18 protein-coding genes, 1 tRNA gene and 1 pseudogene are annotated in these 17,604 nt (G+C 45.9%); 12 read left to right on the forward strand and 8 right to left on the reverse strand.

Annotated elements, in window-relative coordinates:
• Window positions 1-5: 5 nt before the first annotated feature.
• From uxaC to E4T80_RS10620, 4 genes are all read left to right on the forward strand, one after another.
• Entirely contained in the window at window positions 6-1,409 is a 1,404-nt protein-coding gene (uxaC, locus tag E4T80_RS10605; protein ID WP_135058220.1) for a glucuronate isomerase, read from the forward strand.
• Window position 1,410: 1 nt separating this feature from the next.
• Window positions 1,411-2,355 carry a sugar kinase gene (locus E4T80_RS10610; RefSeq protein WP_135058222.1) on the forward strand — a complete coding sequence of 315 codons (945 nt, stop codon included), beginning with the start codon at window positions 1,411-1,413 and terminating at the stop codon, window positions 2,353-2,355.
• 9 nt (window positions 2,356-2,364) lie between these two features.
• Window positions 2,365-3,003, forward strand: coding sequence for a bifunctional 4-hydroxy-2-oxoglutarate aldolase/2-dehydro-3-deoxy-phosphogluconate aldolase (locus E4T80_RS10615; protein ID WP_135058224.1), 639 nt, complete (start codon window positions 2,365-2,367; stop codon window positions 3,001-3,003).
• A gap of 62 nt (window positions 3,004-3,065) precedes the next feature.
• On the forward strand, window positions 3,066-3,908 hold the full coding sequence (locus E4T80_RS10620; protein ID WP_135058226.1) for a patatin-like phospholipase family protein: 843 nt from the start codon (window positions 3,066-3,068) through the stop codon (window positions 3,906-3,908).
• On the opposite strand, the gene E4T80_RS10625 is transcribed toward E4T80_RS10620, so the two are convergent.
• Window positions 3,905-4,648, reverse strand: coding sequence for a DUF4184 family protein (locus tag E4T80_RS10625; protein ID WP_135058228.1), 744 nt, complete (start codon window positions 4,646-4,648; stop codon window positions 3,905-3,907). The genes E4T80_RS10620 and E4T80_RS10625 overlap by 4 nt on opposite strands.
• A gap of 170 nt (window positions 4,649-4,818) precedes the next feature.
• Between E4T80_RS10625 and E4T80_RS10630 the strand changes: the two genes are divergently transcribed.
• Window positions 4,819-6,003, forward strand: a complete 1,185-nt coding sequence (locus E4T80_RS10630) for an ATP-grasp domain-containing protein (RefSeq protein ID WP_135058230.1) — start codon at window positions 4,819-4,821, stop codon at window positions 6,001-6,003.
• Window positions 6,003-6,755 carry an esterase family protein gene (locus E4T80_RS10635; protein ID WP_135058232.1) on the forward strand — a complete coding sequence of 251 codons (753 nt, stop codon included), beginning with the start codon at window positions 6,003-6,005 and terminating at the stop codon, window positions 6,753-6,755. Before E4T80_RS10630 ends, E4T80_RS10635 begins: the two co-directional genes overlap by 1 nt.
• A gap of 123 nt (window positions 6,756-6,878) precedes the next feature.
• Here E4T80_RS10635 and E4T80_RS10640 read toward each other — a convergent pair whose 3' ends face one another.
• Complete coding sequence (locus E4T80_RS10640) at window positions 6,879-7,673, reverse strand: alpha/beta hydrolase (RefSeq protein ID WP_135058233.1); 795 nt, start codon at window positions 7,671-7,673, stop codon at window positions 6,879-6,881.
• Between the two features lie 222 nt (window positions 7,674-7,895).
• Here E4T80_RS10640 and gshAB point away from each other — a divergent pair, with 222 nt between their 5' ends.
• A complete protein-coding gene (gene gshAB, locus E4T80_RS10645; RefSeq protein ID WP_135058236.1) occupies window positions 7,896-10,169 on the forward strand; it encodes a bifunctional glutamate--cysteine ligase GshA/glutathione synthetase GshB in 2,274 nt (757 codons plus the stop codon).
• A gap of 237 nt (window positions 10,170-10,406) precedes the next feature.
• On the opposite strand, the gene rplS is transcribed toward gshAB, so the two are convergent.
• The 5 genes from rplS to selA all read right to left on the reverse strand — a co-directional run bounded on the left by rplS (window position 10,407) and on the right by selA (window position 13,944).
• Window positions 10,407-10,757, reverse strand: a complete 351-nt coding sequence (rplS, locus tag E4T80_RS10650; RefSeq protein ID WP_047976767.1) for a 50S ribosomal protein L19 — start codon at window positions 10,755-10,757, stop codon at window positions 10,407-10,409.
• 13 nt (window positions 10,758-10,770) lie between these two features.
• The gene (gene trmD / locus E4T80_RS10655; RefSeq protein ID WP_047976766.1) at window positions 10,771-11,538 is read right to left on the reverse strand and encodes a tRNA (guanosine(37)-N1)-methyltransferase TrmD; all 768 of its coding nucleotides are present in this window, start codon (window positions 11,536-11,538) and stop codon (window positions 10,771-10,773) included.
• Window positions 11,539-11,573: 35 nt separating this feature from the next.
• A complete protein-coding gene (rimM, locus tag E4T80_RS10660) occupies window positions 11,574-12,101 on the reverse strand; it encodes a ribosome maturation factor RimM (RefSeq protein WP_135058238.1) in 528 nt (175 codons plus the stop codon).
• A 32-nt stretch (window positions 12,102-12,133) separates the two neighbouring features.
• Window positions 12,134-12,382 carry a 30S ribosomal protein S16 gene (gene rpsP, locus E4T80_RS10665; RefSeq protein WP_047976764.1) on the reverse strand — a complete coding sequence of 83 codons (249 nt, stop codon included), beginning with the start codon at window positions 12,380-12,382 and terminating at the stop codon, window positions 12,134-12,136.
• A gap of 155 nt (window positions 12,383-12,537) precedes the next feature.
• A complete protein-coding gene (gene selA, locus E4T80_RS10670) occupies window positions 12,538-13,944 on the reverse strand; it encodes an L-seryl-tRNA(Sec) selenium transferase (protein ID WP_135058239.1) in 1,407 nt (468 codons plus the stop codon).
• 61 nt (window positions 13,945-14,005) lie between these two features.
• On the opposite strand from selA, the gene E4T80_RS12840 reads away from it, so the two are divergent.
• The 5 genes from E4T80_RS12840 to E4T80_RS10690 all read left to right on the forward strand — a co-directional run bounded on the left by E4T80_RS12840 (window position 14,006) and on the right by E4T80_RS10690 (window position 17,355).
• Window positions 14,006-14,100, forward strand: a tRNA-Sec gene (locus E4T80_RS12840).
• A 306-nt stretch (window positions 14,101-14,406) separates the two neighbouring features.
• The gene (locus E4T80_RS10675; RefSeq protein ID WP_135058241.1) at window positions 14,407-15,651 is read left to right on the forward strand and encodes a tyrosine-type recombinase/integrase; all 1,245 of its coding nucleotides are present in this window, start codon (window positions 14,407-14,409) and stop codon (window positions 15,649-15,651) included.
• A 94-nt stretch (window positions 15,652-15,745) separates the two neighbouring features.
• Complete coding sequence (locus E4T80_RS10680; protein ID WP_135058243.1) at window positions 15,746-16,495, forward strand: Fic family protein; 750 nt, start codon at window positions 15,746-15,748, stop codon at window positions 16,493-16,495.
• Window positions 16,496-16,519: 24 nt separating this feature from the next.
• Window positions 16,520-16,867 (forward strand): hypothetical protein, encoded by a 348-nt coding sequence (locus E4T80_RS10685; protein ID WP_135058245.1) that lies wholly within the window; start codon window positions 16,520-16,522, stop codon window positions 16,865-16,867.
• Window positions 16,867-17,355: a hypothetical protein gene (locus tag E4T80_RS10690; RefSeq protein WP_135058247.1), complete on the forward strand. Its 489-nt coding sequence runs from the start codon at window positions 16,867-16,869 to the stop codon at window positions 17,353-17,355. The genes E4T80_RS10685 and E4T80_RS10690 overlap by 1 nt, the downstream gene beginning before the upstream one ends.
• 59 nt (window positions 17,356-17,414) lie before the next feature.
• Here E4T80_RS10690 and E4T80_RS10695 read toward each other — a convergent pair.
• Window positions 17,415-17,604 (reverse strand): annotated as a pseudogene (locus E4T80_RS10695) (IS481 family transposase); the annotation flags it as partial.

Below are 17,604 nucleotides of genomic sequence, written 5' to 3' on the forward strand. Positions count from 1 at the left end.
AAAGAATGAAAGCCTTTATGGATGACGATTTTTTATTATCGACTAACACTGCGCAAATACTGTATCACGATTATGCCAAGCATCAGCCGATTTTTGACTACCACTGCCACCTCAGCCCGAAGGATATTGCCGAAAACCGTCAGTTTAACAATTTAGCGGAGATTTGGTTGGAGGGGGATCACTATAAATGGAGGGCATTGCGTACTGCCGGTGTTGATGAGTATTTTATTACGGGCGATGCGCCGGCTTACGAGAAATATTTACACTGGGCGAAAACGGTACCGCTGTGTGTAGGTAATCCGTTGTACCATTGGGTACATTTAGAGCTAAAACGTCCGTTTGGCTTGGAAAATCAATTATTTAATCCCCAAACCGCCGATGAGGTGTGGCATTACTGTAACACCCGTTTGGCAACGCCCGAGTTTTCCGCTCGGGGTATTTTAACACAGATGAATGTGGTAATGGTCGGTACAACGGATGATCCGATTGATGACTTGATTTACCATCAACAGATTGCAGCAGATGGTACGTTTGGGATTGAAGTTACCCCGACTTTCCGCCCCGATCGCATCTTTAAAATTGAACGGGAGGATTTTGTTGATTATCTGCAACAATTAGCCGGACAAGCGGGCTGTTCCATTCAGAATTTTGCAAATTTACAAGACGTGCTACTGAACCGATTAGCCTATTTTGATCAGCACGGTTGCAAGGCTGCGGATCACGGTATTGAAAAGGTTCGTTATGCACCGATTCCGCCGGAGAAAGAGCTCGACCGGATTTTGCAAGCTCGGTTAGCGGGTCATATCTTAACCGAAACGGAAATCGCACAATTTTCAACGGCAATATTGGTGTGGCTAGGGCAGCAATATCACCGCTTAAATTGGGTAATGCAGTATCACGTCGGGGCAATTCGCAATAATAATACCCGAATGTACCGCTTGCTTGGCGCGGATAGCGGGTTTGATTCGATCGGCGATAGTTGTTATGCCGAAGCACTTGCCGCGTTGCTTGATCAGATGGATCAAAGCGACCGGCTACCGAAAACGATTTTATACTGCTTAAATCCGAGGGATAACGAAATGCTTGCCAGTATGATCGGTAATTTCCAAGGTGGCGGTATCGCCGGCAAAATACAATTTGGTTCGGGCTGGTGGTTTAACGATCAAAAAGACGGTATGGAACGCCAGTTACAGCAATTATCGCAGTTGGGGCTGTTGAGCCAATTTGTCGGTATGCTGACCGACTCCCGCAGTTTTCTTTCCTTTACCCGCCACGAATATTTCCGCCGTATTTTATGTGAAATGATCGGCAAATGGGTAGAAAATGGGGAAGCCCCCAATGATCTGCCACTATTAAGTGAAATGGTGAAAAATATCTGTTTTCACAATGCTAAGGGGTATTTTAAATAAAATGGCGACAAAAATAGCGATGATCGGCGAATGTATGCTTGAGTTAAACGGTGAACCCTTTGGGTTAATGCACCAATCCTATGGCGGAGATACGCTCAACACCGCAACCTATTTGGCACGTTTATCCAAAGCATCTGAGGTTGAAATTACCTACATCACGGCGATAGGTAACGATCCTTTCAGCCGGAAAATGTGTGCTTTTTGGCAAGCGGACGGGATCGATACCCGATATGTGCTTACAGATCCCAATCGCCTAGCAGGGCTTTATGTCATTCAGTTAGATGAACACGGCGAGCGAACCTTTTTAAACTGGCGGCATCACTCGGCGGCACGTTATTTATTGCAACACCCTGATTATCCGCAGGTACTGGCGCATTTAAAGACCGTGGATTTTATCTACTTGAGCGGGATTAGTTTGGCAATTTTGCCGCCGCAGGATCGGCTAACCTTGTTAGCACAGCTTAAAAGCCTAGCCAATCAAAACGTCAAAATCATTTTTGACAGCAATTACCGCTCGGTATTATGGGAAAGTCGGGAAGTCGCACAAGCTTGTTATCAAGCCTTGCTACCGGATATTCACATTGCGTTAGTCACAGAAGAAGATGAAAAAGCCTTATGGCAAGACGATGACCTTGCACAGATTGTGGCACGTTTACAGCATTTTCAACTGCCACATTTAATTGTGAAATCCGGCAAAAATGGGGCGGATTATTTTCCGCTGAATGATCTGCCTATGCATATTTCGGCAAAACCGGTCACAAATGTTATTGATACCACGGCTGCCGGCGATGCGTTTAATGCAGGGTTTATCGCCGGTTATTTACAGCATAAACCGATAGAACAGTGTTGCCGACAAGGTAACCAAGTCGCCGGTGTTGTTATTCAGCATCAAGGTGCCATTGTTGCGCGTGATGCAACGGCACATCTTGTTTCACAATGTAATTAAGGAGAAAAAATGCGTTATACAATAGAGCAAATGACGGATATGCTACGTCAACTTAAACTTATCCCCGTCATCGCCCTTGAGCAAGCCGAAGCGATTTTACCGCTTTGCCGTACCTTGACGGATAACGGCTTACCGGTAGCGGAAATTACCTTTCGATCGGCAGCGGCTGCACAGGCAATCCGCCTATTACGCCAAGCTCAGCCTGATGTCTTGATTGCCGCCGGCACGGTGCTGAATTGTGAGCAGGTTGTGCAAGCTCAACAAGCCGGTGCAGATGTGATCGTCAGCCCCGGTTTTAATCCGCAGATTGTCGAATTGTGTCAATCTTTGCATATACCGGTTATTCCGGGCGTGAATAATCCTACCGCCGTTGAAATGGCATTGGCTCACGGTATCCAAACCGTTAAATTCTTTCCGGCAGAAGCCTCCGGAGGCGTTAAAATGATTAAGGCGTTGCTCGCCCCTTATCCGCAACTGAATATTATGCCGACCGGCGGCATCGGGCTTGATAATCTACGGGATTATTTGGCAATTCAAAACGTAGTCGCCTGTGGCGGTTCTTGGTTTGTAGATAAGGCGTTGATTGAAAGCCAAAACTGGCAAAAGATCGCAGAACTCACCACACAAGCGGTGCGTTGTACGCAATAATTTGCAAACGGCCGATTGCTATCTGCTAGAATGATGCCAAATCGGGCAATTTAACGGATAAAATGGAAATCGGATTGGTATTGGAAGGCGGCGCAATGCGGGGAATGTTTACCGCCGGCGTATTAGATGTATTTTTAGCCGAAGGGATTTCGGTGGACGGCATTGTCAGTGTCTCGGCAGGGGCATTGTTCGGGGTCAATTTTCCGGCGGGGCAGACCGGGCGGGCGTTACGCTATAATCAACGCTTTTTAGGGGATAAACGTTATATCAGCCTGCAAAGTTGGCTTAGAACCGGCAATATCGTGAATAAGGACTTCGCCTTTTATCAAGTGCCGTTTTCACTCGATCCCTTTGATAATCAAGCCTTTCAACAGTCCGCTATTGATTTTTATGTTACCCTGACTAACGTGGAAACGGGGCGGGCGGAATATATTAAAATTGAAGATGTGTTTGCACAAATGGAAGCATTACGGGCGACTTCCGCACTGCCTTATCTGTCGCAAATCATTGAATATCAAGGTAAAAAATACCTTGATGGAAGCCTTGCGGACGGTATTCCTTTCGCCAAAGCACAAGCGTTGGGTTATGATAAATTGATTGTGGTGCTGACCCGCCCGCTCGATTACCGGAAAAAGCCGTCTCATACTTGGTTAAGCCGTATGGTTTACCGCCAATATCCGCAGTTATTGGCGACAATGGCAAATCGCTATCGCCATTATAATCAACAAGTTGAGGAGATTATCCGCCTCAATCAAGCGGGTGAACTATTTGTGATTCGCCCTTCCCAAACACTCCCGATTAGACGGCTAGAAAAAGAACCGCACAAAATCCAAGCAATGTATGAATTGGGCGTGAGCGATGCCCACAATGCATTGATTGCCCTGAAACAGTATTTGACCGACTAGCGTGCAAGCGGTCGTTTACGCTGTCTTTTTGGCAAAGCATTCAAACCTGCCCATAATAGGCTTTGCAGTATCAAAGCGATGACGGCACAATCAATCAACCGAATGATTTGATTAGCATATTTCGCCCACGCCAACGGTTGTAAGTTGTGCCAAATACCATAGCTTGCTAGCGTTAAAGCCAGATTGAATAGCCAAAATCCTGCCTTTTGTTTACTGTTTTTCGTTGATAAATAAGGGTATTTCGTCGCCATTCGCCATTGATAAATCACGATTGCCGTTAAGCCTAGAACACCGCCACCGTATTGTAGCCATTTATAAATCGGCAGAGCGTACACCTGTTGCAGAATCGGAAACTGTTGCACAAAATAACCAGTGTGATGGGTGAAATGATCCAAGCCGATATGGCTGAGCATTCCCAACCACGCGGAATAAGTGAAAATCAGCAACCAAATGAGCGGGTTTTTCGCTTCCGGCTGCGGCACGGCAGAAGCAAGCCATTTCGGCAGATATTGCTTTAACGGCTTGGCGAGTAAAAACCGATAAACACCGTAAAACAGCAGGCTGAGTGATAAATTCTGCCATTCACTGCCGAAGATCTTATGCCCGCAATTGACAGGCTGACCGTACAGAAAATAGATAAAATCCGGCGACATCGCACCTAAAACTAAAGCTGGAAAATGAAAATAGCGATTGCGGGGAAAGCACAATACGGCAACGGGGTGAGCAAGGGTAAACGGCATTGTTGTCCTCTTTAAGTAAGCGGTTGGATTTGCTCTACTTTTTGCAAATTTGGGGGTAGAACAGACCGCTTGTTGTGAGTTTATGGTTAATGTTTTGACACAATAGCATAAAAGATGAAATTCTGTATAATGCAAAAACAATGATTTTATAATAATAAAGAGGAAGTACAATGTCCAAACCAACAAACTTTGTGATGATTTCACCCCATTTCCCTGCTAATTTCGAGACGTTTGCCGTCCGATTGCGGGAAAACGGTTTCAACACCCTCGGCATTGCCGATACCCCGTACGAGCAATTAAGTGAGGGGCTACGCAATGCGCTGACCGAATATTATCGGGTCGATAATATGGAAGATTACGATCAGGTCTATCGTGCGGTGGGCTATTTTGCCCATAAGTACGGGCGGATCGATCGGATTGAATCCCATAATGAATATTGGCTGGAGCTGGATGCCAAGTTGCGTACCGATTTCAACGTCGTCGGTTACAAAAACGAGGATATGTTGGCGATTAAAACCAAATCCCAAATGAAAGATATTTTCCGCCAAGTCGGTTTGAAAGTGGCGCAAGGGCGGGTGTTTAAAGACGATGAAGATGCACGCAAATTAGCGAAAAAACTGAAATTTCCGGTCATTATCAAGCCTAATTCCGGCGTGGGCGCAAGTGATACTTACAAAATCCGCTCGGCACAAGCATTGGAAGAATTCTTCGGTTACAAAAATCCGCAGGTTGAGTACATTATGGAAGAGTTTATCGAAGGGGATATTGTTACCTTTGACGGCTTAACCGATAAGGACGGCAAAATTGTCTTCTATTCCAGCCTAGAGTATTCCGAAGTGGTGCTGGATACGGTCGAAAATGACAACGATATGTACTATTTCGTACCAAGAGACATCAAAGCGGATCTGATTAAACTCGGTCAAAAATGCGTTGATGCGTTCAAGGTGCGTGAGCGTTTCTTCCATTTTGAGTATTTCCGAGTGAAGAAAACTGGCGAGTTGATGCCCCTTGAAATTAACTGTCGCCCACCGGGTGGCTTAACCATTGATATGTGGAACTATGCGAATGATTTTGATGTGTTCAACGAGTACGCCCATATCGTCAAAGATAACCAATTCCACGCCGAGATTACACACCCTTGGAATGTGGTCTATATTTCCCGCAAAGCAAACAAACAGTATGCCAATTCCGTGCAGGCGGTATGTGAAAAATTCAGCGGGAATATCATCAGTGTTCAGCGTGTGCCGGGCGTATTTGCCAAAATTATGGGCGAAGAGGGTATTCTTGCCCGCACTGAAACCTTAGAACAAATGCACGAAATCGTACAATTTGCACAACAAAAACAGGGGGAATAATGCATTTTGAACAGCGTAGCCATTGGAGTGGCGAATTAGGGCGTGAAATGGCGTTTAATGTGTACGGTCATTCAGGTAAGCCAGTGATTGTCTTCCCCTCATCGGGTGGAAATCAAAACGAGTATGGTAGCTTTGGAATGATTGAAGCCTGCCGGGATTTTATCGAACGTGGTTTGATCAAATTCTACACACCGGACTCCTACGACAGTGAATCTTGGTTATCCGTGTATAAATCCCCGCACGATATGGCGCAGGCTCACAATGCCTATGACCGTTATATCATCAATGAACTCGTACCGCTTATCCGCTACGAATCTGGCTGGCAAGGCACAATGATCGCCACCGGTTGCAGTATGGGCGCATTTCACACTATCAATTTTGCGCTCCGCCACCCCGATTTATTCGATACGGCAATTGCTTTGAGTGGCGTGTACGATGCCCGTTTCTTCACCAACGATTTCCACGGCGACCACGCTGTGTACTACAATTCCCCGATTGATTACCTTTGGAATCAACAGGATAGCTGGTACTTAGAACGCTACCGCCGCAATCACTATATTGTCGCCGTCGGGCAAGGGGCGTGGGAGGAACAGCATATTGCAGATACCGCCCGCCTACAAGATGCGTTTAAAGCTAAAGGCATTGAAGGTTGGTTCGATTTCTGGGGCGGCGATGTCGATCATGACTGGCCTTGGTGGCGGGTACAAATGCCGTATTTCCTTGCCAAATTAGAAGAGCAAGGGATTATTTAGAATTAAATCCTTGCAAACAGTAGGGACGCCACGCTGGCGTCCGTAAAACGTTAAATTACTTCAAAATGCGATAGATGGACGCTAACGTAGAGTCCCTACAAAATTTCCCCAACCGTTCGATTGTTATTGATTCAGCAACGAAAACCGTAAAAACTCAACGAAATGATCCGCCCAGTGTTTTTCGTGGTGGATTTCATTTGCCATAATGCGGAGCTGGATTTGGTCGAGGGGGTGTCCGGTGCGGAGTAGCGATTGGTAATACTGCAGGGTGCAGTCGATGTAGGTTTGGTTCATATTGGAGATGAACAGAGAATCAACCTCATCGCCTTCGTTTGTGCCGACTTGGATAAAAACTTTACTGCTCGGATTGAGCGGGTGGCGGTGCAGAAAGTCTAAAAAAGCGGGTTCGCTAAACCACGAGGCGAGGGAGAATACGCCCAAATGCCCGAAAACTTGTGGGTATGCCGCCCCCATATAAGCGGTGATAATGCCGCCCATTGAACTGCCCGCCAGCAATGTGTGTTCCCGTTCCCGTTTGGTGCGGTAGGTTTGGTCGATAAAGGGTTTGACAACCTCGACCACCCATTTGCCGTAATCCATTCCTTGTCCGCCGGCGTTTCTCACTTCTGCGGTTGCGCCGACATCCGTTCGCCAAGGGCCGTATTCATTGAGCCGTTGTTCTCCCGCATTATCAATCCCGACGATGATGAGCTTGGGAAATTCAGTGTGTCGTTTAATCGTCGGGATAATTTTCCACGAGTAGCCGGAGTAGGATTCTTTGCTGTAAAACACATTTTGCCCATCGTGCATATACAGTACGGGGTAGTGCGCTTGTTCGCTGCGGTAGTCTTTCGGCAGTAGCACACGGATACGGCGGACGTTGTTGTAGTATGGGACGAATAAAAAATGCTCTTGCATTTCCAGATAGTGATGATGAAACACGGCGATTCCTACGGCAAATTGAAACGGTGGCGCAGTATATCACACTTTTTCGGCGGTTGATTTTGCCTATTTTGGCGAGAATCTCACCGCTTGCCGAAGAAAATAACCAAATGCTCTATCACTTTACAAATCGGCACAAACATTGCGAGCATTTTGTGGTATGGTTGAGAATATTTCTCAATAATCTAGGCTAACAAAATGACATTACAACAGATTATCCGTGAATATCAGCTCGGTTTATTATTTCAGCAAGGCTCGTTCGGTTTGGAAAAGGAGGGACAACGGGTCGATGAGCAGGGCAATATTGTTACTACGCCACACCCGAAAGCGTTCGGCAGCCGCCGTTTTCACCCTTATATTCAAACGGATTTTGCCGAAAGCCAGCTTGAATTGATCACGCCGCCGAATGCCAAATTAGAGGATAGCTACCGCTGGTTAAGTGCGATTCACGAGGTGGTGCTACGCTCGCTGCCTGAAGATGAATACCTGTTTCCGCTCAGTATGCCGGCGGGCTTGCCGCCTGAAACCGCGATTAAGGTTGCCCAGTTGGATAACCCCGATGATGTGGCGTATCGGGAGCATTTGGTGGCGGTGTACGGCAAAACCAAGCAGATGGTGAGCGGGATTCACTACAATTTTCAGCTCAGTCCGGAATTTATCCGCACGATCTTTCCGCTACAAACGGATTTTGCCGATCCGATCGCTTTTCAGAATGCGATTTATATGAAGTTGGCGACCAATTTCCTGCGTTATCAATGGGTATTGGTTTATTTGCTCGCTGCCTCGCCTACGGTGGAATGGCAATATTTTGGCGGTAACGCACCGCTTGCGGCGGGGCAGTTGGTACGCAGTTTGCGTTCAAGCCAATACGGCTATGTGAACAAACCGCATATTCAGGTGAATCATAATAGTTTGGCGGATTATGTCGAATCCCTTGAACGTTTGGTGGCGGAAGGGGAGCTGATTGCCGAAAAAGAGTATTACTCAAACGTGCGTTTGCGGGGCGCAGCACGGGTGCGGACATTATTAGAAAAAGGCGTGCAGTATGCCGAGTTCCGCTTGTTCGATCTCAACCCGTTTTCCCCTTACGGTATTGAATTAACCGATGCCAAGTTTGTACATCTGTTTTTATTGTTGATGCTATGGTTGGACGAAACCGCCGATCAGCACGGCGTTGATTTGGGCAAAGCACGCCTAAACCAAGTGGCATTAGAGTACCCGTTAGCCGAAACAGCGTTTAAAGCCGAGGGTGAAGCCTTACTCACACAATTATTGGCGATGTTGAATGACATTCACGCGAGCGAGCAAGATCAACAATTAGTGCGTGAAAAACTGGCACAATTTGCCGATCCGAGCCAAACCATTGGCGGCAAAATGGCAAACGCCCTAACGCAAGCGGGCGGTTATCAAGCCTTTGGTGCAAATTTAGCTCGCCAATATAAAGCGCAAGCCTTCGAGCGTTTTTATGCACTGTCCGCTTTTGACAATATGGAATTATCCACCCAAGCCTTGTTGTTTGATGCCATTCAACAGGGGATTAACGTTGAAATTTTAGACGAAAACGATCAATTTCTTGCCCTCAAATTTGGCGATCACCTCGAGTATGTCAAAAACGGCAATATGACCAGCCAAGACCAATATATTTCGCCGCTGATTATGGAAAATAAAGTGGTTACGAAAAAGGTGCTGGCGAAAGCCGGTTTTAACGTGCCAAGCAGCGTTGAGTTTACCCGCGCGGACGAGGCAATCGCTCATTACGGCTTATTTGAGGGCAAAGCGGTGGTAATCAAACCGAAATCGACCAACTACGGTTTGGGCATTACCATTTTTCAGCAAGGGGTCAGTAATCGGCAAGATTTTGCAAAAGCGGTGGAAATCGCCTTTCGTGAAGATAAAGAAATTATGGTCGAGGATTATTTGGTCGGCACCGAATATCGCTTTTTCGTGCTGGGCGATCAAACCCTCGCCGTATTATTGCGTGTACCAGCGAATGTGATTGGGGACGGCGTTCACAGCGTGCGGGAATTGGTGGCACTTAAAAATGCTGATCCTTTACGGGGAGACGGCAGCCGCAGCCCGCTCAAAAAAATTGCGCTCGGCGAGATTGAATTATTGCAGCTCAAAGAGCAGGGGCTGACGCCTGACAGCGTGCCGGGCAAGGATCAACGGGTACAGTTACGTGCCAATTCCAATATCAGCACCGGCGGCGATTCCATTGATATGACCGATGAAATGCACGAGAGCTATAAGCAACTGGCGGTCGGTATCGCCAACGCAATGGGGGCGAAAGTGTGCGGTGTGGATTTGATTATCCCGAACCTCAAGCAAGCCGCCGAGCCGAACCTCAATTCGTGGGGCGTGATTGAAGCGAATTTCAACCCAATGATGATGATGCACATTTTCCCGTATCAAGGTAAATCCCGCCGGCTCACCCGTGATGTGATCAAAATGCTGTTTCCGGAGTGGGTATAGTGCAAGCGGTCAGTTTGGCATAGATTTTACCTAAATGTTGCTTCATCGGTAGGTGGCACTGCCGTCTGAACTCAGTACCCATTATTGATAGGACGCACGCAGTGCGTCCCTACCCCGATAATCATTTAGCTTACAACGGCTATATAATGTTGCAAAAAAGACATCAAAACATACCGCTTGTAAGACAAAAGGCTTGGGGGAACCCAAGCCTTTTCTTTTGCATTATGGTTGCGAAAATTAGTCGCCCAAACGCTCTTTGATACGAGCAGATTTACCTGAACGCTCACGGAGGTAGTAAAGTTTCGCTTTACGTACCGCACCTTTACGTTTCACGGAAATGCTGTCGATTACCGGCGAGTGAGTTTGGAATACACGCTCAACGCCTACGCCGTTAGAGATTTTACGCAATGTAAATGCAGAATGCAGACCACGGTTACGAATTGCAATAACCACGCCTTCGAACGCCTGCAAACGTCTTTTACTACCTTCTACTACCCATACCTTAACTTCTAATGTGTCCCCCGGACGGAAGCTCGGTACGTTTTGTTTTAACTGTTCTTGTTCGATTTGTTTGATGATGTTACTCATTTTAATAAACCTTCTATGTCCTAGAATTAACTGATTTGTGTCGCTGCTTGATTTGTTGGAGCAACACACGTTGTTCGTCAGTCAGAGCTAGGCTATCCAATAGCTCAGGGCGTCTTAACCACGTGCGTTCCAGCGATTGTGCTAACCGCCATTTGCGAATTTGCTCGTGGTGTCCCGACATCAGCACATCGGGGACAGGCATTCCGTCCAACTTTTCGGGGCGGGTGTAGTGCGGGCAATCCAACAAACCGCTTGCAAACGAATCTTCGTCTGCCGAGGCTTGTTTGCCTAACACACCGGGAATAAACCGTGCAACAGCGTCAATTAACGTCATTGCGGGTAATTCACCGCCGGTGAGAACGTAATCACCGATTGACCATTCTTCATCAATTTCCGTTTGGATCAATCGCTCGTCAATACCTTCGTAACGCCCGCAGACCAAAATCATTTTGGGGTGTTGGGCAAGGGTTTTTACGCCTGCTTGATCGAGTTTACGCCCTTGTGGCGAGAGATAAATTACTTTTGCCTCTACGCCGTCTTCTGCTTTGGCGGCTGCCTTGGCGGTGCGAATCGCATCACGCAAAGGTTGCACCATCATCAACATTCCGGGACCGCCGCCGTAAGGGCGATCGTCCACGGTTTTATGTTTGTCGAACGTGAAATCGCGCGGATTCCAACATTCCACTTGCAGAAGATGTTGTTTAACGGCTCTGCCTGTTACCCCGTATTCAGTAATCGCTTTAAACATTTCGGGGAAGAGAGAGATAATGCCAATCCACATAATGCTACTCCCTAAAGCTCACTGCATACCTGAGGTTAGAAACCAGCGTCCCAGTCCACCTCAATTGTTTTGGTGGCGAGATCTACTCTTTTAACTACTTGTTCATATAAGAACGGAATTAACCGCTCTTGCTTGCCGAAAGCATCTTTTGCCGTTGCGCGTACCACCAGTACATCGTTTGAACCGGTTTCCATCATCTCCGACACTACGCCCATTGTGTAGCCTTGCAGATTGACTACTTGGCAGCCGATAAGATCGTGCCAATAGTAATCGCCCTCTTCTAATGTCGGAAAACAGGCTAAATCTACGCCGATTTCGCTGTTCGTCAATAATTGGGCGGCTTCACGGTCGTCCGTGCCTTTGAGTTTCACAATCAAATCGTTGTTGTGATAACGCCAACTTTCCAGTTCGATCGGCTGCCATTGCCCTTTGATTTTTAAGAACCACGGCTGATAATCGAAAATGCTTTCTGCTTCTTCTGTCGATGAATAGAGACGCAACCAGCCACGGATACCATAGGTTGATCCTAATTTTCCAACGACTTCGATTTTTTGTTCGCTCATACTCACCTACATTATTGAAAAGGGTGTAAAAATTAAGCTGCTTTACGCGCTTCTTTTACTAATACGGCAACACGATCTGAAAGTGATGCACCTTTTGCAACCCACGCATCAACGGCTTCAAGATTGACACGAAGACGCTCTGCCTGACCGGCTGCGATAGGGTTGAAGAAACCGATACGCTCAATGAAGCGACCGTCACGTGGGCTGCGGCTGTCTGCGACCACGATTTGATAGAATGGGCGTTTTTTAGCTCCGCCACGAGATAAACGAATGGTTACCATAACCGTCCTCTAAATTGTTGATAGTAAAAAGAAAAACCCTCGTTCGAGGTGAGGGCAAGTCACGCTTCCTATCAATAAAAGATAGAAAAAGCGGTCAGATTATACCGATTTTTTGCAAAAAAACAAGGGAATCAGACCGCTTGCGTAGCGAATTGCTAGGAGGGAGTATTGAGTGTGTGGTTGCTTTCCAACATCTCAATCAGTGCGTCAAACCGGGCGACAGAGCGTAAATCCAGCCAGATTTTTTGCTGGGCGATCCGGCAAATAATGGGGCGAGGCAGAGATTTGAATTGGCGTATCAGTGCCGAGAGGTGCTGCGGATTGTCGCAGGCAACAGTTACTGCCAACGATACAAGCCTTTCGCTCGGCAATGCACCGCTGCCGATTTGGGCGAGGCTCGGTTCGATTTGCAAATCGTAGCGGCTATCTAACCGCTTGCAAAGGGTATTTTTAAGCCGTTCCGCTTTGTGTTGCAACTGCTCCGTTGATTGGGTTAGGAGTGAGAATGTCGGCAAGGCGTCGGTCAGCTTCTCCGGAGAGAGATAGTGGCGTAGGGTCGCTTCCAGTGCTGATAAAATCACCTTGTCGCAGCGCAAAACCCGTTTAAGCGGGTGGCGTTGGAGTTGATCGATCAGCGCTTTTTTGCCGACAATAATGCCGGCTTGCGGACCGCCGAGTAATTTATCTCCCGAAAAGGAGACCAAATCCACACCGGCAGCGATTTTTTGTTGTACCATTGGTTCTGTCGGTAAATTGAGCGAGTGCATATCGATTAGTGAGCCGCTACCTAAATCGCTGATGACGGGTAGCCCAAACTCTCGCCCAAGTGCGACTAACGGCTCTTCCGCCACACTTGCCGTAAAGCCTTGAATGTGATAATTACTGGTGTGAACTTTCATTAACAAGGCGGTATTTTCATTGATTGAGTGGCGATAATCACTTAAATGGGTGCGATTTGTCGTGCCGACTTCAATCAATTTGCAACCGGCCTGCTGCATAATATCGGGAATGCGGAATGCGCCACCAATCTCAACCAATTCGCCCCGTGAGACGATTACCTCTTTGCCCTGTGCGAAGGTGGCTAACATCAGTAGCACAGCGGCGGCATTATTATTGACGATGCAAGCCGCTTCCGCACCGGTGAGCTGTTTTAACAAGCCGCTGATGTAATGATCCCGATGGCTACGCTTGCCCTCGCCTAAGTCATACTCCAATGCAACATTATGCCGCATTGCTTGAGTGGCAGCATTGATTGCCTGTTCAGACCATAACCCACGCCCTAAATTGGTATGCAAAACCGTGCCGGTGAGGTTAAAAACCGCTTGCATTTCAATTTGTTGTGATTGGTTTAGCCGCTCGGCAAGCCTATCAAATAGAGTGGCTTCCTGTGCGAAAAACGGTGGCAGTTGCTGGGTGTGCTGAATCGTCCGGCGGGCGTGTGCGATTAACAGCCGCGCTTGTTCGACAAAAGCGGTATGCCCAAATTGTTCGACAAGTGCGATACCTCGTGGGTGTTTGAGCAATTTATCCACAGAGGGCAGGGTGCGAAATAAGGCTTGCATAATCAATCCATTAGTGTTTTGCACAATTCTAATAAATTCAGTAGAATAGTGCTACTTTTTCGGAAGTGAGTCGGCTCCGGTGAGTCGGCAGGACTTCAAATCCTGTTAAGGACGCCAGCGTTCTTGGGTGGGTTCAACTCCCATTCACTTCCGCCAATCCACCTAAACCACCCTAAATCAGTGTAATCCTACCAACCTATAACACCTTGATAATCCAGTAATGACGGGCTTATAATGTATTTAAACATAATCCTACATAAACCGCCAGCAACACTAAAAAAGTAACAAGAAAAGTAACAAGAAATGGTTTTGTTACTTTTTTACTCCCAAAATGAAAAACAGCACAGAAAAAACCTTGTTACTTATTTTTATTTTATCCCTTGCTGTATAAGGCTTTAGGTTAGATTGCTGGGGGCGGTTTGGGGTGATTTTCCCTTGTTACTTTTTGATGAGCGGTTGGCAATGAAATACAAACTCACCGATACACAGGTTAGGCAGGCGAAGCCGAAAGATAAAGATTATCCGTTAGCGGACGGTGGCGGTTTGCGTTTGATTGTTCGCAAGAATGAGGCAAAGGTTTTCGTTTTTAATTACAACAAGCCCTACACGAAAAAGAAAAGTAACATCACGATTGGCAATTACCCTGATATATCACTATCACAAGCAAGAGCAAGGCACGCAGAATTTAGGGCGTTATTAGCGCAAGATATAGATCCGGTACAACAGCGGGAACAAGACCGCCAAGCACAAGCAGAGAAGATTAGTCGCACGTTTGAGCGAATGGCGCTGAATTGGTTTGAGATGAGAAAGCAACAAGCTAACTTTTCCGACCGTACAGCTAAGGATACGTTAGCCCTGTTTGAACGACATATTCTCCCTCGTTTTGGGGCATATCCTATCGAAAGCCTTTCCCCATTGATTGCAATCAATGCGTTAAAACCGTTGGAAGCAGAAGGTAAGTTAGAAACCGTCCGAAAGATTATCAGCAAGCTAAATGACGTAATGCGGTTTGCTCTGCACCGTGGTTACATTCCGAATAATCCGTTGGCGGAAATTCACAAGGAATTTGATAAGCCTGTATCAAAGGGAATGAATACGATAGCCCCTGAAGAATTAACCGACTTTTTAACCGCACTGTATCAAGCCAGAGATGCGGGACGTTTTGCGATTAGCTCTTTTTATGCGGTGATGTTGGCATTGCTCACCGGCAGCCGACCGAGTGAGGTCGCTAGGGCGAAATGGGTAGATCTCAATTTGTCTGAAAGGCTGTGGCAATATCGTGTTCAAAAAGGCAATAAGAATTTACCGGAAGGGCGGTTGCATACTGTAACGCTTTCTACGCAAGCGGTGCGATTGTTTGAAAAAATGCGGGTGATTAACACCACGCTGCATTTGAATAATGGGTTTGTTTTTCCTAGCCATTCTGCCAAGAACGGGCATATCACCATAGAGGCGATCCGCCAAGCCATCATTAAGAGCATTGGCAGCGGACGGCTTACTACGCACGGTATACGCCATTTATTCAGCACTTCACTCAACGACACCGGCAATTATAGCCCCGATTGGATAGAGCAGGCATTATCACACAAGGATAAAAACGCTATCCGCCGAACCTACAATAAAGCCCAATATTTAGAACAACGTTTTGATATGTTGCAACAGTGGGCGGATTATGTGGAGAGCCAAGCCCCGCAGCCGTTTTTGTGATTGCAATATCCCTTGATGCTGATTAAAAAAACAGTATAATCAGCACTATACATAAACAAGCGTAAACACCCGTAAACATCACAGGGGGCAGGCAATGACCGAAAACCTAACCGTACTTTTACAAGCCGTGGATTTGCTCAAGCAACGGCTTTCGACCTTGCGACCATTGAGCAAGGACGAACTACACCGCTTGCGACAAGAATTTATTATTGAAAATACCTACAATTCAAACGCTATTGAGGGCAATACGCTCACCTTAAGAGAAACGGCACTTATTCTAAATGACGGCGTTACGATTGCCGAAAAACCGCTTAGAGACCATTTGGACGTGATCGGATACAAAGACGCTTTCCGGTTTATTTTTTCAATCGTGGCGGACAATGAGCCGTTAAACGAACGCACCATAAAAGACATTCATTCCCTTGTTTTAATGGGTAATGCCGAACACAAAGGGCAATATAGAAACATTCCTGTTCGCATTCTAGGGACGGAACACAGACCAACCGAGCCGCATTTTATTCGTGAGGCAATGGCGGATTTGATTAACAACTATCACGCTAAATTAGCGGTTCAACACCCGTTAGAAGCGATTGCGTGGTTACATTTAGCCTTTGAAAGTATCCACCCGTTTATAGACGGTAACGGGCGGACGGGGCGGTTATTGCTGAACTTTGAATTGATAAAACAGGGCTATTTACCCGTTGATATAAAATTCAGCGACCGCACAAAATACTACGCTTGTTTTGATGACTTCCACCGCCAAGACAACGCAGACGCATTAACTCTGTTGATTGCCGGCTATGAGAAAGAAGAATTGGAACGTTATATTGGTATTGTTGGGTAGTATATGGGCAATGAGGGGGCGCTAATGAGTAATAGCTACTTTTTCATTGATGAAAGCATAAAAGAGAGCGTTGATCCAATATATGAAGATTTAGACGTACAAAGTATTCTTGAACAATACAAATATATTTCCTTAAAAGAAGTACTAGGTAAAATTAGTACCCAAAGACAAATAACGCTTAGTGAAGCAAGCAGATTTTTAGCGCTTAAAATCAAAGCAAATAAAATCACACCACGAATATATAAAGCAAATGGCTATAATCATATGTTTGACTTTAAACCGCCTGAATGCATACCTATTGAAACACTATCAATATATCTAAAGAAAGTATTTGAGGATAATGAATTACCTCCAGAGGGACTACCATTTTGATGCTTACATTAGAGGATTTCAAAAATTTAATTTTTGATCGAGAAGAACTAGAGGAAATTTTAGGATTTTCTCTTTTACCCAATGATAAAAAGTTACAATTAGAAAACAGGATAAAGTCCAAAAATACAGACGAAATCGATACTAGCCAACAAAGAATAACCGAGCTAGAACAACAGCTATTACAAGAACAGGCAAAGAATGCCGAATTATTGGCACAACTAGAATGCCTGAAAAACGTCGAACTGCAATCATCAGAAAATAATTACAACCCGACAGAGAAAGAAACCCATTTACAAATTATTTATGGGCTAGTAGAAATTCTAACCAATAGAACGATCAACCATCAAAAATATCTTAGAGGAAATGGCATAAATAAAGCCGCTATAGCAAATGGTCTAGAAGCAGAACTGAAGGGATTATTTACCAATCCGAGAACAGTAGAGGGATTTAGAAATAAACTCACCGAAATACTGAATAGGGCGGCATAGATGTAGAAGATCAAACTCAATCTGACAGTCCCCGTTTAAAACGATGTGTGTCTGTCAGATTAATTTGAGCTTAAATTTTTTTCTGCCCAAATTCGTTTTCCATCAACTAATGTTTCCATTGCCGTTCTTCCACAGCACATTTTTCCTCGATGGGTTCGGTGATGGTTATAATACAGCAACCATTCATCCAAATCAGCTTGTAATGTACTCAAATCCATATAAATTTTCTTCCTAAATGCCACTTGGTAA

Origin of the sequence: Muribacter muris (assembly GCF_004569585.1) — a bacterium.
GTDB classification, from domain to species: Bacteria; Pseudomonadota; Gammaproteobacteria; order Enterobacterales; family Pasteurellaceae; genus Muribacter; species Muribacter muris.

What these genes read in the sequence shown, in the direction of transcription:
- E4T80_RS10610 (WP_135058222.1), top strand. Translation starts at nt 1,411, where the DNA reads ATGGCGACAAAAATAGCGATGATCGGCGAATGTATGCTTGAGTTAAAC.
- gshAB (WP_135058236.1), top strand. Translation starts at nt 7,896, where the DNA reads ATGACATTACAACAGATTATCCGTGAATATCAGCTCGGTTTATTATTT.
- E4T80_RS10620 (WP_135058226.1), top strand. Translation starts at nt 3,066, where the DNA reads ATGGAAATCGGATTGGTATTGGAAGGCGGCGCAATGCGGGGAATGTTT.
- E4T80_RS10640 (WP_135058233.1), bottom strand. Translation starts at nt 7,673, where the DNA reads ATGCAAGAGCATTTTTTATTCGTCCCATACTACAACAACGTCCGCCGT.
- E4T80_RS10675 (WP_135058241.1), top strand. Translation starts at nt 14,407, where the DNA reads ATGAAATACAAACTCACCGATACACAGGTTAGGCAGGCGAAGCCGAAA.
- E4T80_RS10680 (WP_135058243.1), top strand. Translation starts at nt 15,746, where the DNA reads ATGACCGAAAACCTAACCGTACTTTTACAAGCCGTGGATTTGCTCAAG.
- selA (WP_135058239.1), bottom strand. Translation starts at nt 13,944, where the DNA reads ATGCAAGCCTTATTTCGCACCCTGCCCTCTGTGGATAAATTGCTCAAA.
- rpsP (WP_047976764.1), bottom strand. Translation starts at nt 12,382, where the DNA reads ATGGTAACCATTCGTTTATCTCGTGGCGGAGCTAAAAAACGCCCATTC.
- rimM (WP_135058238.1), bottom strand. Translation starts at nt 12,101, where the DNA reads ATGAGCGAACAAAAAATCGAAGTCGTTGGAAAATTAGGATCAACCTAT.
- trmD (WP_047976766.1), bottom strand. Translation starts at nt 11,538, where the DNA reads ATGTGGATTGGCATTATCTCTCTCTTCCCCGAAATGTTTAAAGCGATT.
- E4T80_RS10690 (WP_135058247.1), top strand. Translation starts at nt 16,867, where the DNA reads ATGCTTACATTAGAGGATTTCAAAAATTTAATTTTTGATCGAGAAGAA.
- E4T80_RS10685 (WP_135058245.1), top strand. Translation starts at nt 16,520, where the DNA reads ATGAGTAATAGCTACTTTTTCATTGATGAAAGCATAAAAGAGAGCGTT.
- E4T80_RS10630 (WP_135058230.1), top strand. Translation starts at nt 4,819, where the DNA reads ATGTCCAAACCAACAAACTTTGTGATGATTTCACCCCATTTCCCTGCT.
- uxaC (WP_135058220.1), top strand. Translation starts at nt 6, where the DNA reads ATGAAAGCCTTTATGGATGACGATTTTTTATTATCGACTAACACTGCG.
- E4T80_RS10635 (WP_135058232.1), top strand. Translation starts at nt 6,003, where the DNA reads ATGCATTTTGAACAGCGTAGCCATTGGAGTGGCGAATTAGGGCGTGAA.
- rplS (WP_047976767.1), bottom strand. Translation starts at nt 10,757, where the DNA reads ATGAGTAACATCATCAAACAAATCGAACAAGAACAGTTAAAACAAAAC.
- E4T80_RS10625 (WP_135058228.1), bottom strand. Translation starts at nt 4,648, where the DNA reads ATGCCGTTTACCCTTGCTCACCCCGTTGCCGTATTGTGCTTTCCCCGC.
- E4T80_RS10615 (WP_135058224.1), top strand. Translation starts at nt 2,365, where the DNA reads ATGCGTTATACAATAGAGCAAATGACGGATATGCTACGTCAACTTAAA.